We start from the raw sequence: 15,244 nt of genomic DNA, 5'->3' as shown, positions 1-15,244 counted from the left end.
CGGCCCGGCCCGACCGGCCGCGCCGGTCGTACCGGATGCCGCCCCGGCCGTGTCGGGCGCGGCGCCGGCCGTGCGGGATGCGGCGCCGTCGGGCGTGGCGCCGGTCGTTGCCGCGGAGGCGTCGCCGTGACCGGCCGGCAGGTGGTGGTCACCGGCGTGGGCGTGGTGGCGCCCGGCGGGGTGACCCGGGACGAGTTCTGGGCCACCATCACGGCCGGCCGCACGGCCACCCGGCGGATCACCCTGTTCGACCCGGCGCCGTTCCGGTCCCAGATCGCCGCCGAGTGCGACTTCGACCCGGTGGCCGCGGGGCTGAGCCCGGCGGAGATCGAGCGCTGCGACCGGTACGTCCAGTTCGCCCTCGCCGCCGCCCGGGAGGCGCTCGCGGACAGCGGCCTGGACCTCACCGGCGACCTGCGGGAGCGCGCCGGGGTGGTGCTCGGCACGGCGGTGGGCGGCACCACGGCGCTGGAACGCGAGTACGTGGCGGCCAGCGACTCCGGGGCCCGCTGGCTGGTCGACCACGCCGGCACCAGCCCGTACCTGTACTCGGCGCTGATGCCCAGCAGCCTGGCCGCCGACGTGGCCTGCCGGTACGGCCTGCACGGGCCCGCCCAGGTCATCTCCACCGGCTGCACGTCCGGGATCGACGCCATCGGGTACGCCGCGCAGCTGATCGCCGACGGCGAGGCCGACGTGGTGCTGGCCGGGGCCTCGGACAGCCCGATCTCCCCGGTGACCGTGGCGTCCTTCGACGCCATCCGCGCCACCACGGCCGACAACGCCGACCCCGCGCACGCCTCCCGGCCGTTCGACGCCGGCCGCACCGGTTTCGTGCTCGCCGAGGGGGCCGCCGTGCTGGTGCTGGAGGAACTGTCGCACGCCCGCCGGCGGGACGCCCCGGTCCGGTGCGCGGTGGCCGGGTACGCCAGCCGGAGCAACGGCTACCACATGACCGGCCTGCGGCCGGACGGTGTGGAGATGGCGCTGGCCATCACCGACGCGCTCGACCAGGCCCGGCTCGACCGGACCGCCGTGTCGTACGTCAGCGCGCACGGCTCCGGCACCCGGCAGAACGACCGGCACGAGACCGCCGCGCTGAAACGGGCGCTCGGGCCGGCCGCGTACGAGGTCCCGGTCAGCTCGATCAAGTCCATGGTGGGCCATTCGCTGGGCGCCATCGGCTCGATCGAGATGGCGGCCTGCGCGCTGGCCATCGGCGCCGGCGTGGTGCCGCCCACGGCCAACTGGTCGAGCCGGGACCCGGAGTGCGACCTGGACTACGTGCCGAACACCGCCCGCGAGGTGCCCGTCGAGGTGGCGCTGTCGGTGGGCAGCGGCTTCGGCGGCTTCCAGTCCGCGCTGGTGTTCCGCCGCACCCCGGAGCCGGCCCGGTGACCGGCCCGGACGCCGGGACCGCCGCGCCCGGCCCGGACGCCGGGATCGCCGCGCCCGGCCCGGACGCCGGGACCGCCACGCCCGGCCGTGAGGCGTCCGGCCCGGCCGCGGCCGGGGTGTCCGGCTCGCGGGCGCCGCGGGCCGTGATCACCGGCATCGGGGTGGTGGCGCCCACCGGCATCGGCGCCGAGGCGCACTGGAAGCGGGTGCTGGCCGGGGAACACCGGATCGCCCCGATCAGCCTGTTCGACGCCACGCCCTACCCGTGCACGCTGGCCGGGGAGGTCCCCGACTTCGACGCGCAGGCCTGGACCGACACCCGGCGCATCGTGCAGACCGACCGGTGGACCCACCTCGGCTTCGCCGCCACCCGGCTGGCGCTGGCCGACGCGGGCCTGGCCGAGGCCGGCCCGGCGGACCCGTACGCGGTGGCCGTCACGCTGGCCAGCTCGTCCGGCGGAAACCTGTTCGGGCAGCGGGAGCTGCAGCGGCTGTGGAGCCAGCCCGGCCGGACCGTCGGGGCGTACCAGTCGATCGCCTGGTTCTACGCCGCGAGCGTCGGCCAGCTCTCCATCGCGCACCAGTTCAAGGGGCCGTGCGGGGTGCTGGCCGCCGAGGCCGCCGGCGGGCTGGACAGCCTCGCGCACGCCGTCCGGACCATCCGCCGGGGGACCCCGGTGGTGATCGCCGGCGGCACCGAGTGCCCGCTCAGCCCGTACGCGCTGGCCTGCCAGCTGCGCAGCGGGCTGCTCAGCACGGGCACCGACCCGGACACGGCGTACCGGCCGTTCGACGCCGCGGCCGCCGGGTACGTCCCGGCCGAGGGTGGCGCGGTGTTCGTGGTCGAGGACCTGGACCACGCCCGCGCCCGCGGCGCGCCGGTGATCTATGCCGAGGTGCTCGGCTGGGGCGCCACCCACGACGGTCGGCACACCACGCCGGACCGGGAGCCCGGCGCCGGGCACTACGCCCGGGCCATGGAGGTGGCGCTGCGCGCCGGCGGCGCGCACCCCGACGAGGTGGCGCTGGTGGTGCCGGACGCCCTCGGCGTGCCCGGGTACGACCGCGCCGAGGCGCGGGCGCTGCGCAGCCTGTTCGGCCCGACCACCCCGCCGGTGAGCACGCAGAAGGCGTTGACCGGGCGGGCCCACCAGGGCGGCGCGGCGCTGGACGTGGCCACCGCGCTGCTGGCCCTGCGGCACGACCTGCTGCCGGCCACGGCCGGGCTGCACCGGCCGGCGGCCGGCTGCGAGCTGGACTTCGTCCGGGAACCCCGGCGCCCGCGCGGCGACCTGGCCCTGGTCTGCGCCCGCGGCTTCGACGGCTTCAACAGCGCCCTCCTGCTGCGCCGCCCCCCGAGGTAAGGAAGGGCCCCTTCTTATCGTTTTCGGTATAGGAAGGGTCCCCTGTTAACACAAGCCGGGGTGACGACTACCGAGACACGAGGAGTTCGGATGGGGCTGAGCGACGGGGCGGCGTCGACGGACGGGTGGAGCCGGGCCGGTCCACGGCTGATCGGTCCGGCTGGCTGCCCGCGCGACGGTCGTACCTCCGTCGCGCGGGCTGGCCCTGCTCGCCGCGACGGCCGTGCCCGCCGGTGGTCCGCGGCGCGGTCAGCCGAGTTGGGCGAGGGTGTGTGGCACCTCGTCCAGCAGCTCGCGGGCCAGGAAGCCGAGCCGGCCGTACCGCGGGGCCAGCCGCTGCCCGCTCACCGCGTGCACCCAGGCGCCCCAGCAGGTCGCCTGGGCCGGGTCCGCGCCCCGGCCCAGCAGCCCGACCAGAATCCCGGCCAGCACGTCGCCGCTGCCCGAGGTGCCCAGTCCGGCGTCGCCGCTCTCCTCCCGCCACCGCCGTCCGTCCGGCGCGGCGATGTGGCTGCGCAGCGACACCACGCAGCCGTACCGCTCGGCCAGCTCGGCGGCGTCGGCGTCCGGGTCGTCGCCCGGGTCGCGGCCCAGCAGGTGGCCGGCCTCGGTGGCGTTCGGAGTGAGCACCGCTGGCTGCTTCCGGTCGGCGAGCAGGCCCGGCTCGTGGCTCAGCGCGCCCAGCGCGTACGCGTCGAGCAGCAGCGCGGCGTCCGGCTTCGCGGCGTCGAGGACCTGCCGGAGCAGTGCGGTGGTCTCGTCGATGTCGTTGAGGCCGGGACCGACGGCGATCGCGTCCGCCCGGCCCACCAGGTCGCCGAGCCGTTCCTGGTCGCGGCCCGCGACGGCGCCGTCCCCGGTCTCGGCCAGCCCCACCACCAGCGCCTCGGGCACCTCGATGCTGAGTGCGGCGGCCGTGGATTCGGCGACCGCCAGTTGCAGCACGCCGGCGCCGGCGCGCAGCGCGGCGAGCCCGGCCAGCAGAACGGCGCCGGGGGTGAACCGGGAGCCGCCCACCACCAGCACGGTGCCCCGGGCGCCCTTGCCGCCCTCCGGCACGGGCAGCGGCCACTGCCGCAGCAACCCGGGGGTGATGACCTCGATCTCAGACCGGTTCGGCATCGACCTCATCCTCTCTGGTGGTGGCGGTGTGGTCCCGGTGCAGGTGGTCCACGTTGTTGAAGGTCACCAGCCGCAGCCGGCCGGACTCGTCGGCGGCCCAGCCGGTCACCGAACAGTTGGCGACGGTGGTCTCCCGGGCCAGCCGGACCAGCGTCGGCTCGTCCAAACCTTCGATCAGATAACGCAGCAGCAGCACGATCGCCTCGTGACCGAAGAGCACGACCCGCTCGCCGGTGTGGTCCCGGCGCAGGTCGCCGAGCAGGGCGCGCAGCCGCAGCGCCACGTCGGCCCACGACTCCCCGCCGGGCGGCCGGTAGTAGAACTTGCCGAGCCGGTTGCGCCGGGTGACCTCGTCGGGGTATCGCTTGCGCACCCCGAGGCTGGTCAGCAGGTCCAGGATGCCCAGTTCCCGGTCCCGCAGCCGCTCGTCGACGCTGCCCGGTATGCCGGTGTCGGCCAGCGCCGCCTCGGCGGTCTGCGCCGTCCGGCGGTACGGCGACACCACCGCCACCGTCGGGCGGTTCCCCTGCGCCAGGCCGGTCAGCCACCGTCCGGTGGCGGCGGCCTGTTCCCGGCCCAGATCTGACAGCGGTACGTCGGCGTCCCGGTCCGTGAGGTCGATCGACTCCACCCCGTCGGTCTCGGCCTTGGCCGCGGCCACGTTGCCGACGCTCTCACCATGCCGCACGATCCACAGCTGATCCAGTTCCGCCATGCCGCACCCCCTACCCGGTGGGCGGTGGACCGTAACAGCGGCGACGCTGCCGGACGCTCCCGCCGCCGCCGGGACCACCCGGGCCGGCCGGCGCGTTTGTCCCGGTCACCGGCCGGGTAGCGAAGCAGGCGGGCCGGCGCCCGTCGGGACGGCGCCGGGGAGAGCAGTCGGGGGGCGGGTCGATGCCGGTGCTGGACGGGCGTTACCGGCTCGAGAGCCGGATCGGCGCCGGTGGCATGTCCGAGGTGTGGTGCGCCCACGACGAGGTGCTGGACCGCCCGGTGGCCATCAAGCTGATCACCCTGCCGTACGCCGACGAGGCGGCCGTGGACGCGATCGTCGAGCAGGTCCGCACCGAGGCTCGGGCCGCGGCGCGGCTGACCCACCCGAACATCGCCAGCGTGCACGACTTCGGCCTGGCCTCCGTGCCGGACGGCCCGGACACCCCGTACATCGTGATGGAACTCGTGCACGGCGAGACGCTGGCCAGCCACCTGCGCCGCGGGGCGCTGGACTGGCAGATCGCGGTGCGGGTGTGCGCCGAGGTGAGCGCCGCGCTGGCCGCGGCCCACCTGCACGGCATCGTGCACCGCGACGTGAAGCCGGCCAACATCCTGCTCACCCCCGCCGGGGTGAAGGTGCTCGACTTCGGCATCGCGGCCGTCATCGGCCAGCGGGACCCGGTGGCCGACGGGGAGGTGGTGGGCACGCCGGCGTTCGTCGCCCCGGAACGGCTCAACGGGGTCGGCGCCACCCCGGCCACCGACATGTACGCCGTGGGCGTGCTGCTCTACCTCTGCCTGGCTGGCCGGCTGCCCTGGCCGGTCCGGGCGGATCCGGACCGGCCGCTGTCGCACGTCTACCGGGCGCCCGACCCGCTGCCCCCGGTCCCGGGCCTGCCCACGGACGTGGCGGAACTGTGCCTGCGGTGCCTGAGCGCCGACCCGTCCGCCCGGCCGACCGGGGTGGCCATGGCCCTGTTGCTGGCCGACGCGGTGGCGGCGCAGGTGTACGTGCCGGTCGGCGGCCTGACCACGCCACCGCCGCCGCTCAGCGTGCCGGCGCAGCGTCGCAACACCGGTGGCCGGCACCGGGCGGGCCGGCCGGCGGACCCGGGCGCGCCCGACGAGGCGGCCCTGGAGGCGCCCACCCAGGCGGCGGCGCTGGAGGCGCCCACCCAGGCGGCCGGCCGGGGCGGTTGCTGAGGCGCCGCTCAGCTCACCACTTGCTCCACGGGATCGTCCAGTCGCCGACGCCGTCCATCAGCCCCAGCTGCCGGGGGGTGTTGCGGACCTCGACCACGTCACCCACCTGGAAGGTGTCGTAGAACCACTGGGCGTTCGCCGGTCCGACGTTGATGCAGCCGTGCGAGGTGTTGGCCCTGCCGTGCGCCGAGATGTTCCAGTCGGCCATGTGCACGAACTCGCCGGTGTAGGAGATCCGGTTGCAGAGCTTGATGTCCTCGTCGTAGAAGTTCGGGTCCTTCTTGTCGGTGATCCCGTAGCTCGCCGAGGTCATGTTGTAGGACGGCTGCTTGTTGATGATCACGTGTACGCCGGAGGCGGTCCAGTAGTTGACCGTCTTGCCTTCCGGCGTCTTGGCCGTTCCGCCCTTGCCCATGCTGACCGGGATGTCCCGCACCATCTTGCCGTCGATGTAGCACTTCATCCGGTGGCTGCTGCCGTCGGCGACGGCGATCCGGGACGGTCCGATCGTGTAGTGGGTGGCGGCGTTCTCGCCGTACACGTCCCGGCCGAGGTTCACGCCGTGCAGCTTCACCTCGACCGAGATGCGGGTGCCCGCGGCGAAGTACCGGGCCGGCCGCCAGTGCGCGTTCTGCCCGTCGATCCACCGCCACCGGCCCTCGACCGGCGGGGAGGTCTCCACCCGCATCGCCTTCTCGGCGGCGGCCCGGTCGCGCACCGTACGGCTGAAGTGGACCATCACCGGCTGGCCGACGCCGTAGGTGGCGCCGGTGCGCAGCGCCGTGAGCGCGTTGGCCTGGAAGGTCACGCCGGCCACGCCGTTCGGCTTGAGCGTCTTGAAGGAGCTGGTCTGCTCGCTGGCCACGCCCGCGGAGTCGGCCACCGACACGGTGACATTGTAGGTCGTGTTGTAGCTGAGGGTCCCGGTGGAGCGCCAGCTGCCGTCCTCGGCCAGCTTGCCGGCCACCTTCCGGTCACCCGCCGAGACCGTCACGCCCTTCAACGTGCCGCCGGCCACCGACACCACGACCGGCGCCGTCGGCGACACCTTGGTGGCGTTCGCCACCGGCGTGATCTTGACAGTGACCGGCTCGGCCGAGGCGGACGGCGACGGAGCCGCCGACCCGGTCCCGGACTGGCCCGGACCGTTCCAGCTCGCGTCCTTCGGCTTGTCGCCGCCGCGACATCCCGCGACCGTCAACCCGGTGACCGCCAGGCTTGCGGCGGCGCCCGCGCCGAGCGCGACGACTTTCCTGCGAGTGACCATCAGTTTCCTCCCGCGCGGAATGGTACTGGTAAGCGGGCCCGCGCGGGTGACCCGCCCGCGCGCGTCGTGTCGCGGTCCGGTAACGCGACGGCGCCCTCGGCGCCGGTTACCTGGTCAGCGGGGCCGCGCCTCCCGGTCGGCCTGCGCGGCGGCGGCGAGGAAAGCGTTGTACCGGGCCAGCTCGTCCTCCTCGCCGGCGGCCTCGGCGCGGTCGGCCGCCCGGTCGAGCCGGGCCTGCTCCCGCTCGTCGCTGCGGATCCACTGGCGCACCAGCACCAGCATCACGACGGCCGCCGGCACCTCGCCGAAGGACCACGCGATGGCCGCCCCCAGGTGCTGGTCCGACAGCGGGCTGGCGGCCCAGGGCGGGTGCAGCGGGGTGTACCAGTCCGGCGCGATCAGCCCGTTGGACTGCATGAGCACGATCCCGAAGAAGGCGTGGAAGCTCATGGCCGCGAAGTGGATGATCACCAGCAGCGGGGCGCTCAACGGGCGCCGCCCGGGGTCGATGCCGATCAGCACCCAGAAGAGCAGGTAGCCGGCCAGCACGAAGTGCACGAGCATGGCCAGGTGGCCCACGTGGTAGCGCATCAGCGTGCCCAGCAGGTCGCTGAAGTAGAGGCCGTACAGGCTGGCGACGTAGATCGCCAGCGCGACCAGCGGGTGGGTGAGCAGCCGCAGCACGCGACTGTGCACGAGCACCAGCAGCCAGTCCCGCGGCCCGCGCACCTCCGGGTCGGCCGGCCGGCGCAGGGCCCGCAGCGCCAGGGTGAGCGGCGCGCCGCTGACCAGCAGGATCGGCACCGCCATCGACAGCACCATGTGCTGGGCCATGTGCGCGCTGAACAGCACGTACGCGTACCGGGCGAAGCCGAGCGAGGTCACCGCGGCCAGCAGCAGCCAGCCGGCGATCCAGCAGGCCGTGCGGACCACCGGCCAGCGCACCCCGGAGCGCCGCAGCCGGCGGACCCCGAGCAGGTACGCCCCGACCGCGAACACCGTGGCGGTCAGGAAGAACATGTCCGGCAGCACGTTGCCGAGCAGGTGGGCGGCCGTCGGGGCGGGCGGCATGGCGAAGCCGAGCACGCTGGTCACCGGATCCGGGTCCACCGGCTCGGACGGCACCGGGGTGGGGCTGCGGGACAGCGCCACGGCGAGCCCGAAGGTGGCGCCGAACGTGACCAGCTCGCCCGCGGCGAGCCGGCGGAAGGCGCCGGCCCGGCCCGCGCGCAGCGCAGGCAGGGTCCGCGACCGGTGCAGCGCGCCGAGCGCGCCGAGCCCGACCAGCGCGGCGAGCTTGCCGAGCACCAGCACGCCGTACCGGGACCCCCACAGCTCGCCCCAGCCACCCAGCCGGACCCACGCGTTGGCCACCCCGCTGACCGCGACCAGGCCGAAGCACACCAGCGCCAGCCGGCTGTACCGGGCGGCCGCCCCGGCCAGCACGTCCGTGCGGCGCAGCACGAGCAGGCCGGCAAGCCCGCCGACCCAGAGGACCGCGGCCGCGATGTGCAGGGCCAGGCTGGTCACCGCGACCTGGTGGTTCCCGGCGCCCGCGGCGTGCCCGGTGAAGGCCGGCGGCAGCACGGTGATCAGGGCCAGCGCTGCCGCGACGGCGGCGAGGTTGCGGGACACCCCGGCCCGGGACACCGCCACGAGCACCAGCGCGAGCCCCGCCTGCCAGGCCAGCGCCTGGCCCTGGGACACCGAGGTCACGAAGTTGGCCACCATGCCGGGGCGGATCCGGTCCACCGGCTGGGCGAGCAGGTCGGACAGGGTCAGCACCATGAGCGCCACCGCGGCCACCGCCCAGCCCAGCGCCACCGGCGCGACCCGGCGCAGCAGCAGGTAGCCCCGGGCCGACACGCTGGGGCCGTCGCCGGGCAGCAGGAAGGCCGCGGTGACGGTGAGGCCGACGGCGGCGGTGGCCAGCGCGTCGAGGACCAGCCGCAGCACCGGCAGGCCCCAGGAGGTGAGCCGGCCCGGATCCGGCAGGCCCGGAATCGTGCCGGTGAGCCCGTGCCCGAAGCTCAGCGCGAGGGCCAGCACGGCCACCGCGGCCGCGCCGACCGCCGCCGGCAGCCACCACCGCGGCCCGGTGGACTCCGGTACGCCCGTGGCGCGGTCCTCGGCCGGTGCGGCGGTGCCGACAACCTGCTCGCTCATGTCGGCTCCTCGCTGCGCTCGCTCATTTACGCGGCTCCCTACGGGGTGGTCCGATCCGGCGGGGCTTGCGGGGGCGTCGCGCGAACGGTCCCAGGTCGTCCCATTCCGAGGGCTGCCGGTTCGCCCTGCGCCGAACCAGCAGGGCGGCCAGCGCCGCGATCACCAGGGCGAGAACTCCCAGCAGCACCCACTGCCCCACGGGCGTGCCCCGGGCCGGCCCGGCGACCCCCGCGGACGCCGGCGAGGCGGACGACGGGCCCGGATCGGTCGGGTCGGCCGATCCGGCGGCGGACGGCGGCCCGGCCGCGGCCGATGGGGACCCGGCGGCCGGGTCTTGGCCGGCCGGCAGGGCGACGGTGAACCCGAGTTGGCCCTCCACCGGGTGCCCGTCGGCGGACACCGCCCGCCAGGCCACCCGGTACGCGCCGGACGGCAGCGGCCGGACCGCCTGGTGCACCGCGGCGTCCACCACCCGGACCGGCCCGTCGGCGAACTGCGCGTCGCCGGTCCCGGTGACCACCACGGTCGTGTAGCGGCCGCGGACCGGTTCGTTGAAGGTCAGGGTGATCTCCCGCACCGGCCGGGTGACCGTGGCGCCGTCCCGCGGATCGGTGGCCTGCAGCGCCGCGTGCGCCGCGGCCGGGCCGGCCCCCGGGCCGGCGAACAGCGCCGTGCCCACCAGCGCCAGCGCCAGCACGGCGAGCAGTCGGCCCGGCGCCCGTCCGCCCCGGGGGATGCCCCGGCCCGGCACCGCGCCGGGAGTGCCTGCCGGCCCGCGGCCGCCTGTTCCTGACATGCGTACATAGTCGTCCCCGCCGGCCGGCCAGTTCCCGCCGACCCCCGGTCGGGCCCGCCAGATCACACCCGCGGCGGGCCCGCCGCCGCGGCTGGCCCGGATCCGGCGGATCCTGGCGCCGCCCGTGCGGCCGTCGGCCGGTATCGCGCCGGCTGGGCGCGGAGTGACATTTCGGGGCTGCCGGCCGCGTTTGCCGGTATCGGCCCGGGGTAGCCAGGCAGACGACCCATTGTTTGCACACTGCAAAGGATGTTGCGGAGAGGGCGCCAGATGAAGGAGATCGTTGGGGAAAGCCTGGCCCGCCGGCTGGTGGAGTGGGGCGTCGACACCGTCTTCGGGTTGCCCGGCGACGGCATCAACGGCCTGATGGAGGGGTTCCGGCGGCACGCCGACAAGCTGCGGTTCGTGCTGGTGCACCACGAGGAGGCGGCCGCGTTCATGGCGACCGGCTACGCCAAGGCGACCGGACGGCTCGGCGTCTGCGTGGCCACCTCCGGGCCCGGCGCCATCCACCTGCTGAACGGCCTGTACGACGCGAAGCTCGACCACGTGCCGGTGTTGGCGATCACCGGCATGCAGGAGACCTCGGTGCTCGGCTCGCGCTACCAGCAGGAGGTGAACACCACCTACCTCTACCAGGACGTGGCCTCGTACAACCTGATGGTCACCAACCCGCAGCAGATGCCCGCGGTGGTGGACCTGGCCATCCGGGACGCGCTGGCGAAGCGCACGGTCGCGCACCTGACCTTCCCCAACGATCTTCAGGTGGCCCCGGCCGCGGAGGACCCGTACCGGCACGTCAGCCCCGGCACCCCGCCGGCCAGCGCGCCGCTGATGTCCCGGCCGGCGCTGCCGGCCGACCCCGACGACCTGCGGCGGGCCGTCGACGTGCTCGACGCCGGCCGGAAGATCGCCATGCTGGTCGGCGCCGGCGCCCAGGAGGCCCCCGAGGAGGTCCTCGCGGTGGCCGAGGCGCTCGGCAGCCCGATCGTCAAGACGCTGCCCGGCAAGCACGTGGTGCCGGACGACCACCCGCTCACCACGGGTGGCCTGGGCCTGCTGGGCACCAGGCCCAGCGAGGACCTGATGGAGAACTGCGACACGCTGCTGATGGTCGGCACGTCCTTCCCGTACGGGAAGTTCCTGCCCGGGCCGGACCAGGCCCGGGTGGTGCAGATCGACACCGACGCCAGCCTGATCGGGATGCGGGTGCCGGTGGACGCGCCGGTGACCGCCGACGCCCGGCTGGCGCTGCGCGCGCTGCTGCCCATGCTCGCCCGCCGGGACAACCGGGCGTTCCTCACCAAATACCAGAAGGCCATGGCCGAGTGGCGGGAGGACATGGCCGCGCTGCAGGACGCCGGTCGGGACCCCATCGCCCCGCAGTACCTGATGGGCTGCGTCGACGCGGCCGCGACCGACGACGCGATCCTGACCTGCGACTCCGGCACGATCGCCACCTGGGCCGCCCGGCACTGGACGATCCGCGGGGACCGGCGGTTCTACCTGTCCGGCAACCTGGCCACGATGGCGCCCGGGCTGCCGTACGCGATCGCCGCCCAGCACGCGTACCCGGGCCGGCAGGTGATCGCGTTCGTCGGCGACGGCGGGTTCGCCATGCTGATGGCGGAGTTCCTCACCGCGGTCCGGCACGAGCTGCCGGTCAAGGTCATCGTCAACAACAACAACTCGTACGGCCAGATCCTCTGGGAACAGATCATCCTGGGCTATCCCGAGTATGCGGTCCGGCACCGCGAGCCCGAGGCGGACTTCGCGGCCTGGGCCACCGCCTGTGGCGGGTACGGGGTGAAGGTGAAGCGCCCGGGCGACGTGGCCGAGGCGGTCCGCGCGGCGCTCGCGCACCCGGGTCCGGCGCTGGTGGACTGCGACGTCAACCCCAACGAGCCGCCGATGCCCGGCAAGGTGAAGTACGACCAGGCCAAGCACTTCACCGAGGCCTTCCTGCGCGGCCAGCCGCACAAGGCCGCCACCCTGGCCACGGTGGCCCGCGACAAGATCAACGAGCTGCGGTCGTGACCGCCGTGTCGCTGCCGGATCCGGTGCTGCGTGCGCCGGAGCCGGCCACCGGCGTCGACCTGGCCACCCTGGCCGCCCGGCTGCGCCCGGTGGTGGACGGCGAGGTCCGGTTCGACGCCGGCACCCGGTCCGCCTACTCCACCGACGGCTCCAACTACCGCCAGGTCCCGCTCGGCGTGGTAGTGCCGCGCACCGTCGAGGCCGCCGTGGCGGCCCTGGCGGTGTGCCGGGAACTGGACGTGCCGGTGCTGTCCCGCGGCGGCGGCACCAGCCTGGCGGGGGAGTGCACCAACACCGCCGTGGTGATCGACTGGTCGAAGTACTGCAACCGGCTGCTGGAGGTGGACGCCGAGGCGCGCACCTGCCTGGTGGAGCCCGGCATCGTGCTGGACACCCTCAACGACCTGCTGGCCCCGCACGGCCTGGAGTTCGGCCCGAAGCCGTCGACCCACGACCACTGCACGATCGGCGGCATGATCGGCAACAACTCCTGCGGCTCGACGGCCCAGCGCGCCGGCAAGACCGTCGACAACCTCGTCGAGATGGAGGTGCTGCTCTACGACGGCACCCGGATGTGGGTCGGCGAGACCAGCGACGAGCGGTACGCCGAGATCCAGGCCGCCGGCGGCCGCCCGGCGGAGATCTACCGCCAGCTGCGGGCGCTGCGGGACGAATACCTCGCCGACATCCGCACCCGGTATCCGGACATCCCCCGCCGGGTCTCCGGCTACAACCTCGACAGCCTGCTGCCGGAGCAGCGCTTCCACGTGGGCCAGGCGCTGGTCGGCTCGGAGAGCACCCTCGTCACGGTGCTGCGGGCCCGGCTCAGGCTCGTGCCGGTGGTCCCGCACAAGTCGATGGTCTTCCTCGGCTACCCGGACATCGCCGCCGCGGGCGACGACGTGCCGCGGATCCTGCCGCACCGGCCAATCACGCTGGAGGGCCTGGACGACAAGCTGATCCACTTCGAGAAGCGCAAGCACATGCATCCGGAGGCCGTGCACCTGATGCCCGACGGCGGCGGCTGGCTGATGCTGCAGATGGGCGGCGACACCGAGGAGGAGGCCGAGGCCGCCGTCGAGCGGCTGCTCGCGGACGTACGCCGGGACGGCGGGCCCACCGTGCACCGGTTCGACGACCCGAAGCACGAGCAGCAGATGTGGGCGCTGCGCGAGTCCGGGCTCGGCGCCACCGCGCGGGTGCCCGGCGAGGCGGACACCTGGGAGGGCTGGGAGGACTCGGCCGTCCCGCCGGACCGGCTCGGCGACTACCTGCGCGACCTCGACCGGCTCTACCGGGAGTACGGCTTCGAGCAGGCGTCGCTGTACGGGCACTTCGGACAGGGCTGCGTGCACACCCGCATCCCGTTCCGGATGACCACGGCCGACGGGGTCCGGCAGTTCCGCTCCTTCGTCGAGCGCGCCGCCGACCTCGTGGTCTCCTACGGCGGCTCCTTCTCCGGCGAGCACGGCGACGGGCAGGCGCGCGGCGAGTTGCTGCCGAAGATGTTCGGCGACCGGGTGATCCGGGCGTTCGGGCAGTTCAAGGCGATCTTCGATCCGGGCGACCGGATGAACCCGGGCAAGGTGGTGGCGCCGTACCCGCTGGACAGCCACCTGCGGCTCGGGCCGGCCTACAACCACGGCGACGTGGACACGGTGTTCCGCTACCCCGACGACGACGGCAGCTTCGGCCGGGCCGTGCTGCGCTGCGTGGGCGTGGGGGAGTGCCGGCGCGAGCACGGCGGGGTGATGTGCCCGTCGTACATGGTCACCCGCGAGGAGGAGCACTCCACCCGGGGCCGGTCCCGGCTGCTGTTCGAGATGCTGGACGGCACGTCCCGGGGCGGCGTGATCTCCGACGGTTGGCGCTCCACCGCCGTGCGCGACGCCCTGGACCTCTGCCTGGCCTGCAAGGGCTGCAAGGGCGACTGCCCGGTCAACGTCGACATGGCCACCTACAAGGCCGAGTTCCTGTCCCACCACTACGCCGGCCGGCTGCGCCCGATGGCGCACTACTCCATGGGCTGGCTGCCGGTGGCCGCGGCCGTGGCGTCGGTCGCGCCGCGGCTGGTCAACCTGCTGACCCACACCCCCGGGCTGACCACCCTGGCCCGCGCCGCGGGCGGGATCGACCAGCACCGGCGAATCCCGCTGTTCGCGCCGGAGACCTTCCAGCACTGGTTCGCCGGCCGCGCCCCCGGCGGCGACGGCTCACGGGGCGAGGTGCTGCTCTGGCCGGACACCTTCAGCAACCGGTTCCACCCGGACGTGGCCCGGGCCGCCGTCGAGGTGCTGGAGGCCGCGGGGTGGCGGGTACGGGTGCCGGACCAGCCGGTCTGCTGCGGGCTGACCTGGATCTCCACCGGGCAGCTGCACACGGCCAAGCGGGTCCTGCGGCGCACCGTCGACGTGCTGCGCCCGTGCCTGCGGGACGGCGTCCGGGTGGTCGGCCTGGAGCCCAGCTGCACGGCCGTGTTCCGCTCGGACGCGGCCGAGCTGTTCCCGGACGACCAGGACGTGCAGAAGCTGCGCGCGCAGACCGTCACCCTCGCCGAGCTGCTGCACGAGCACACCCCCGGCTGGCGGCCGCCGCGGCTGGACCGCGCCGCGCTGATCCAGACGCACTGCCACCAGCACGCCATCGTGGGCGTCGAGGCCGATCGGGCGGTGTTGCGGGCGGCCGGGGTGGACCCGGACTTCCTCGACTCGGGCTGCTGCGGGCTGGCCGGCAACTTCGGCTTCGAGAAGGGTCACTACGACGTCTCGATGGCCTGCGCCGAGCGGGTCCTGCTGCCCGCCGTCCGGGACGCGGACGATTCCGCCGTGGTGCTGGCCGACGGGTTCAGCTGCCGTACCCAGATCGAGCAGGGCGACGCGAACGGCCGCCGGGCCATGCACCTGGCCGAGCTGCTCCGGGCCGGGCTGGCCGGCGACGACGGCCGGGACCGGCCGGAGCGGCAGTGGGCCGGCCGGACCGCCGCCCCGCCGGCCTGGCTGCGGGCCGCCGCGGTGGCCGCGGTCGGGCTGGCCGGCGCGGGCGCGCTGGCCGCGCTCACCGGCCGGCTGGCCGGCGCGGGCCCGGCCGGGCGACGGCCCGTGGCGGTCCGGTGGGTGTCGGGGTCGGCGGCCCGGCGGCGGCTGGCCGGCGGGCGCGTGGGTCGGCGGGGGTGAG

At 74.9% G+C, this 15,244-nt stretch carries 10 protein-coding genes; 5 read left to right on the top strand and 5 right to left on the bottom strand.

Features of this window, described 5'->3' with window-relative positions; genetic code table 11:
* Positions 1-126 precede the first annotated feature (126 nt).
* Both ACFFHU_RS24595 and ACFFHU_RS24590 read left to right on the top strand, forming a co-directional pair.
* On the top strand, positions 127-1,398 hold the full coding sequence (locus tag ACFFHU_RS24595; protein ID WP_377342599.1) for a beta-ketoacyl-[acyl-carrier-protein] synthase family protein: 1,272 nt from the start codon (positions 127-129) through the stop codon (positions 1,396-1,398).
* A gap of 116 nt (positions 1,399-1,514) precedes the next feature.
* Positions 1,515-2,762 carry a beta-ketoacyl synthase N-terminal-like domain-containing protein gene (locus ACFFHU_RS24590; RefSeq protein ID WP_377342630.1) on the top strand — a complete coding sequence of 416 codons (1,248 nt, stop codon included), beginning with the start codon at positions 1,515-1,517 and terminating at the stop codon, positions 2,760-2,762.
* Positions 2,763-3,011: 249 nt separating this feature from the next.
* Here the strand turns inward: ACFFHU_RS24590 and ACFFHU_RS24585 are convergent, their stop codons facing one another.
* Together ACFFHU_RS24585 and ACFFHU_RS24580 are read right to left on the bottom strand one after the other, a co-directional pair.
* Complete coding sequence (locus tag ACFFHU_RS24585; protein ID WP_377342598.1) at positions 3,012-3,884, bottom strand: NAD(P)H-hydrate dehydratase; 873 nt, start codon at positions 3,882-3,884, stop codon at positions 3,012-3,014.
* Positions 3,868-4,599, bottom strand: coding sequence for a histidine phosphatase family protein (locus tag ACFFHU_RS24580; RefSeq protein WP_377342597.1), 732 nt, complete (start codon positions 4,597-4,599; stop codon positions 3,868-3,870). The genes ACFFHU_RS24585 and ACFFHU_RS24580 overlap by 17 nt, the downstream gene beginning before the upstream one ends.
* Positions 4,600-4,781: 182 nt before the next feature.
* On the opposite strand from ACFFHU_RS24580, the gene ACFFHU_RS24575 reads away from it, so the two are divergent.
* Positions 4,782-5,804 carry a serine/threonine-protein kinase gene (locus tag ACFFHU_RS24575; RefSeq protein WP_377342596.1) on the top strand — a complete coding sequence of 341 codons (1,023 nt, stop codon included), beginning with the start codon at positions 4,782-4,784 and terminating at the stop codon, positions 5,802-5,804.
* A gap of 13 nt (positions 5,805-5,817) precedes the next feature.
* Here ACFFHU_RS24575 and ACFFHU_RS24570 read toward each other — a convergent pair whose 3' ends face one another.
* The 3 genes from ACFFHU_RS24570 to ACFFHU_RS24560 form a co-directional block, all read right to left on the bottom strand.
* Entirely contained in the window at positions 5,818-7,071 is a 1,254-nt protein-coding gene (locus ACFFHU_RS24570) for a L,D-transpeptidase (protein WP_377342595.1), read from the bottom strand.
* Positions 7,072-7,185: 114 nt separating this feature from the next.
* Complete coding sequence (locus tag ACFFHU_RS24565; RefSeq protein ID WP_377342593.1) at positions 7,186-9,237, bottom strand: bifunctional copper resistance protein CopD/cytochrome c oxidase assembly protein; 2,052 nt, start codon at positions 9,235-9,237, stop codon at positions 7,186-7,188.
* A gap of 22 nt (positions 9,238-9,259) precedes the next feature.
* Positions 9,260-10,033 (bottom strand): copper resistance CopC family protein, encoded by a 774-nt coding sequence (locus ACFFHU_RS24560; RefSeq protein ID WP_377342592.1) that lies wholly within the window; start codon positions 10,031-10,033, stop codon positions 9,260-9,262.
* 270 nt (positions 10,034-10,303) lie between these two features.
* On the opposite strand from ACFFHU_RS24560, the gene ACFFHU_RS24555 reads away from it, so the two are divergent.
* Both ACFFHU_RS24555 and ACFFHU_RS24550 read left to right on the top strand, forming a co-directional pair.
* Positions 10,304-12,070, top strand: a complete 1,767-nt coding sequence (locus ACFFHU_RS24555; RefSeq protein ID WP_377342591.1) for a thiamine pyrophosphate-dependent enzyme — start codon at positions 10,304-10,306, stop codon at positions 12,068-12,070.
* Complete coding sequence (locus ACFFHU_RS24550) at positions 12,067-15,243, top strand: FAD-binding and (Fe-S)-binding domain-containing protein (RefSeq protein WP_377342590.1); 3,177 nt, start codon at positions 12,067-12,069, stop codon at positions 15,241-15,243. Before ACFFHU_RS24555 ends, ACFFHU_RS24550 begins: the two co-directional genes overlap by 4 nt.
* Position 15,244 lies beyond the last annotated feature (1 nt).

This window comes from Plantactinospora siamensis, assembly GCF_042434095.1.
Lineage (GTDB): Bacteria > Actinomycetota > Actinomycetes > Mycobacteriales > Micromonosporaceae > KBS50.
The sequence above is the reverse complement of the archived record's forward strand: the minus strand, read 5'-3'. Positions and strand labels throughout refer to the sequence as shown.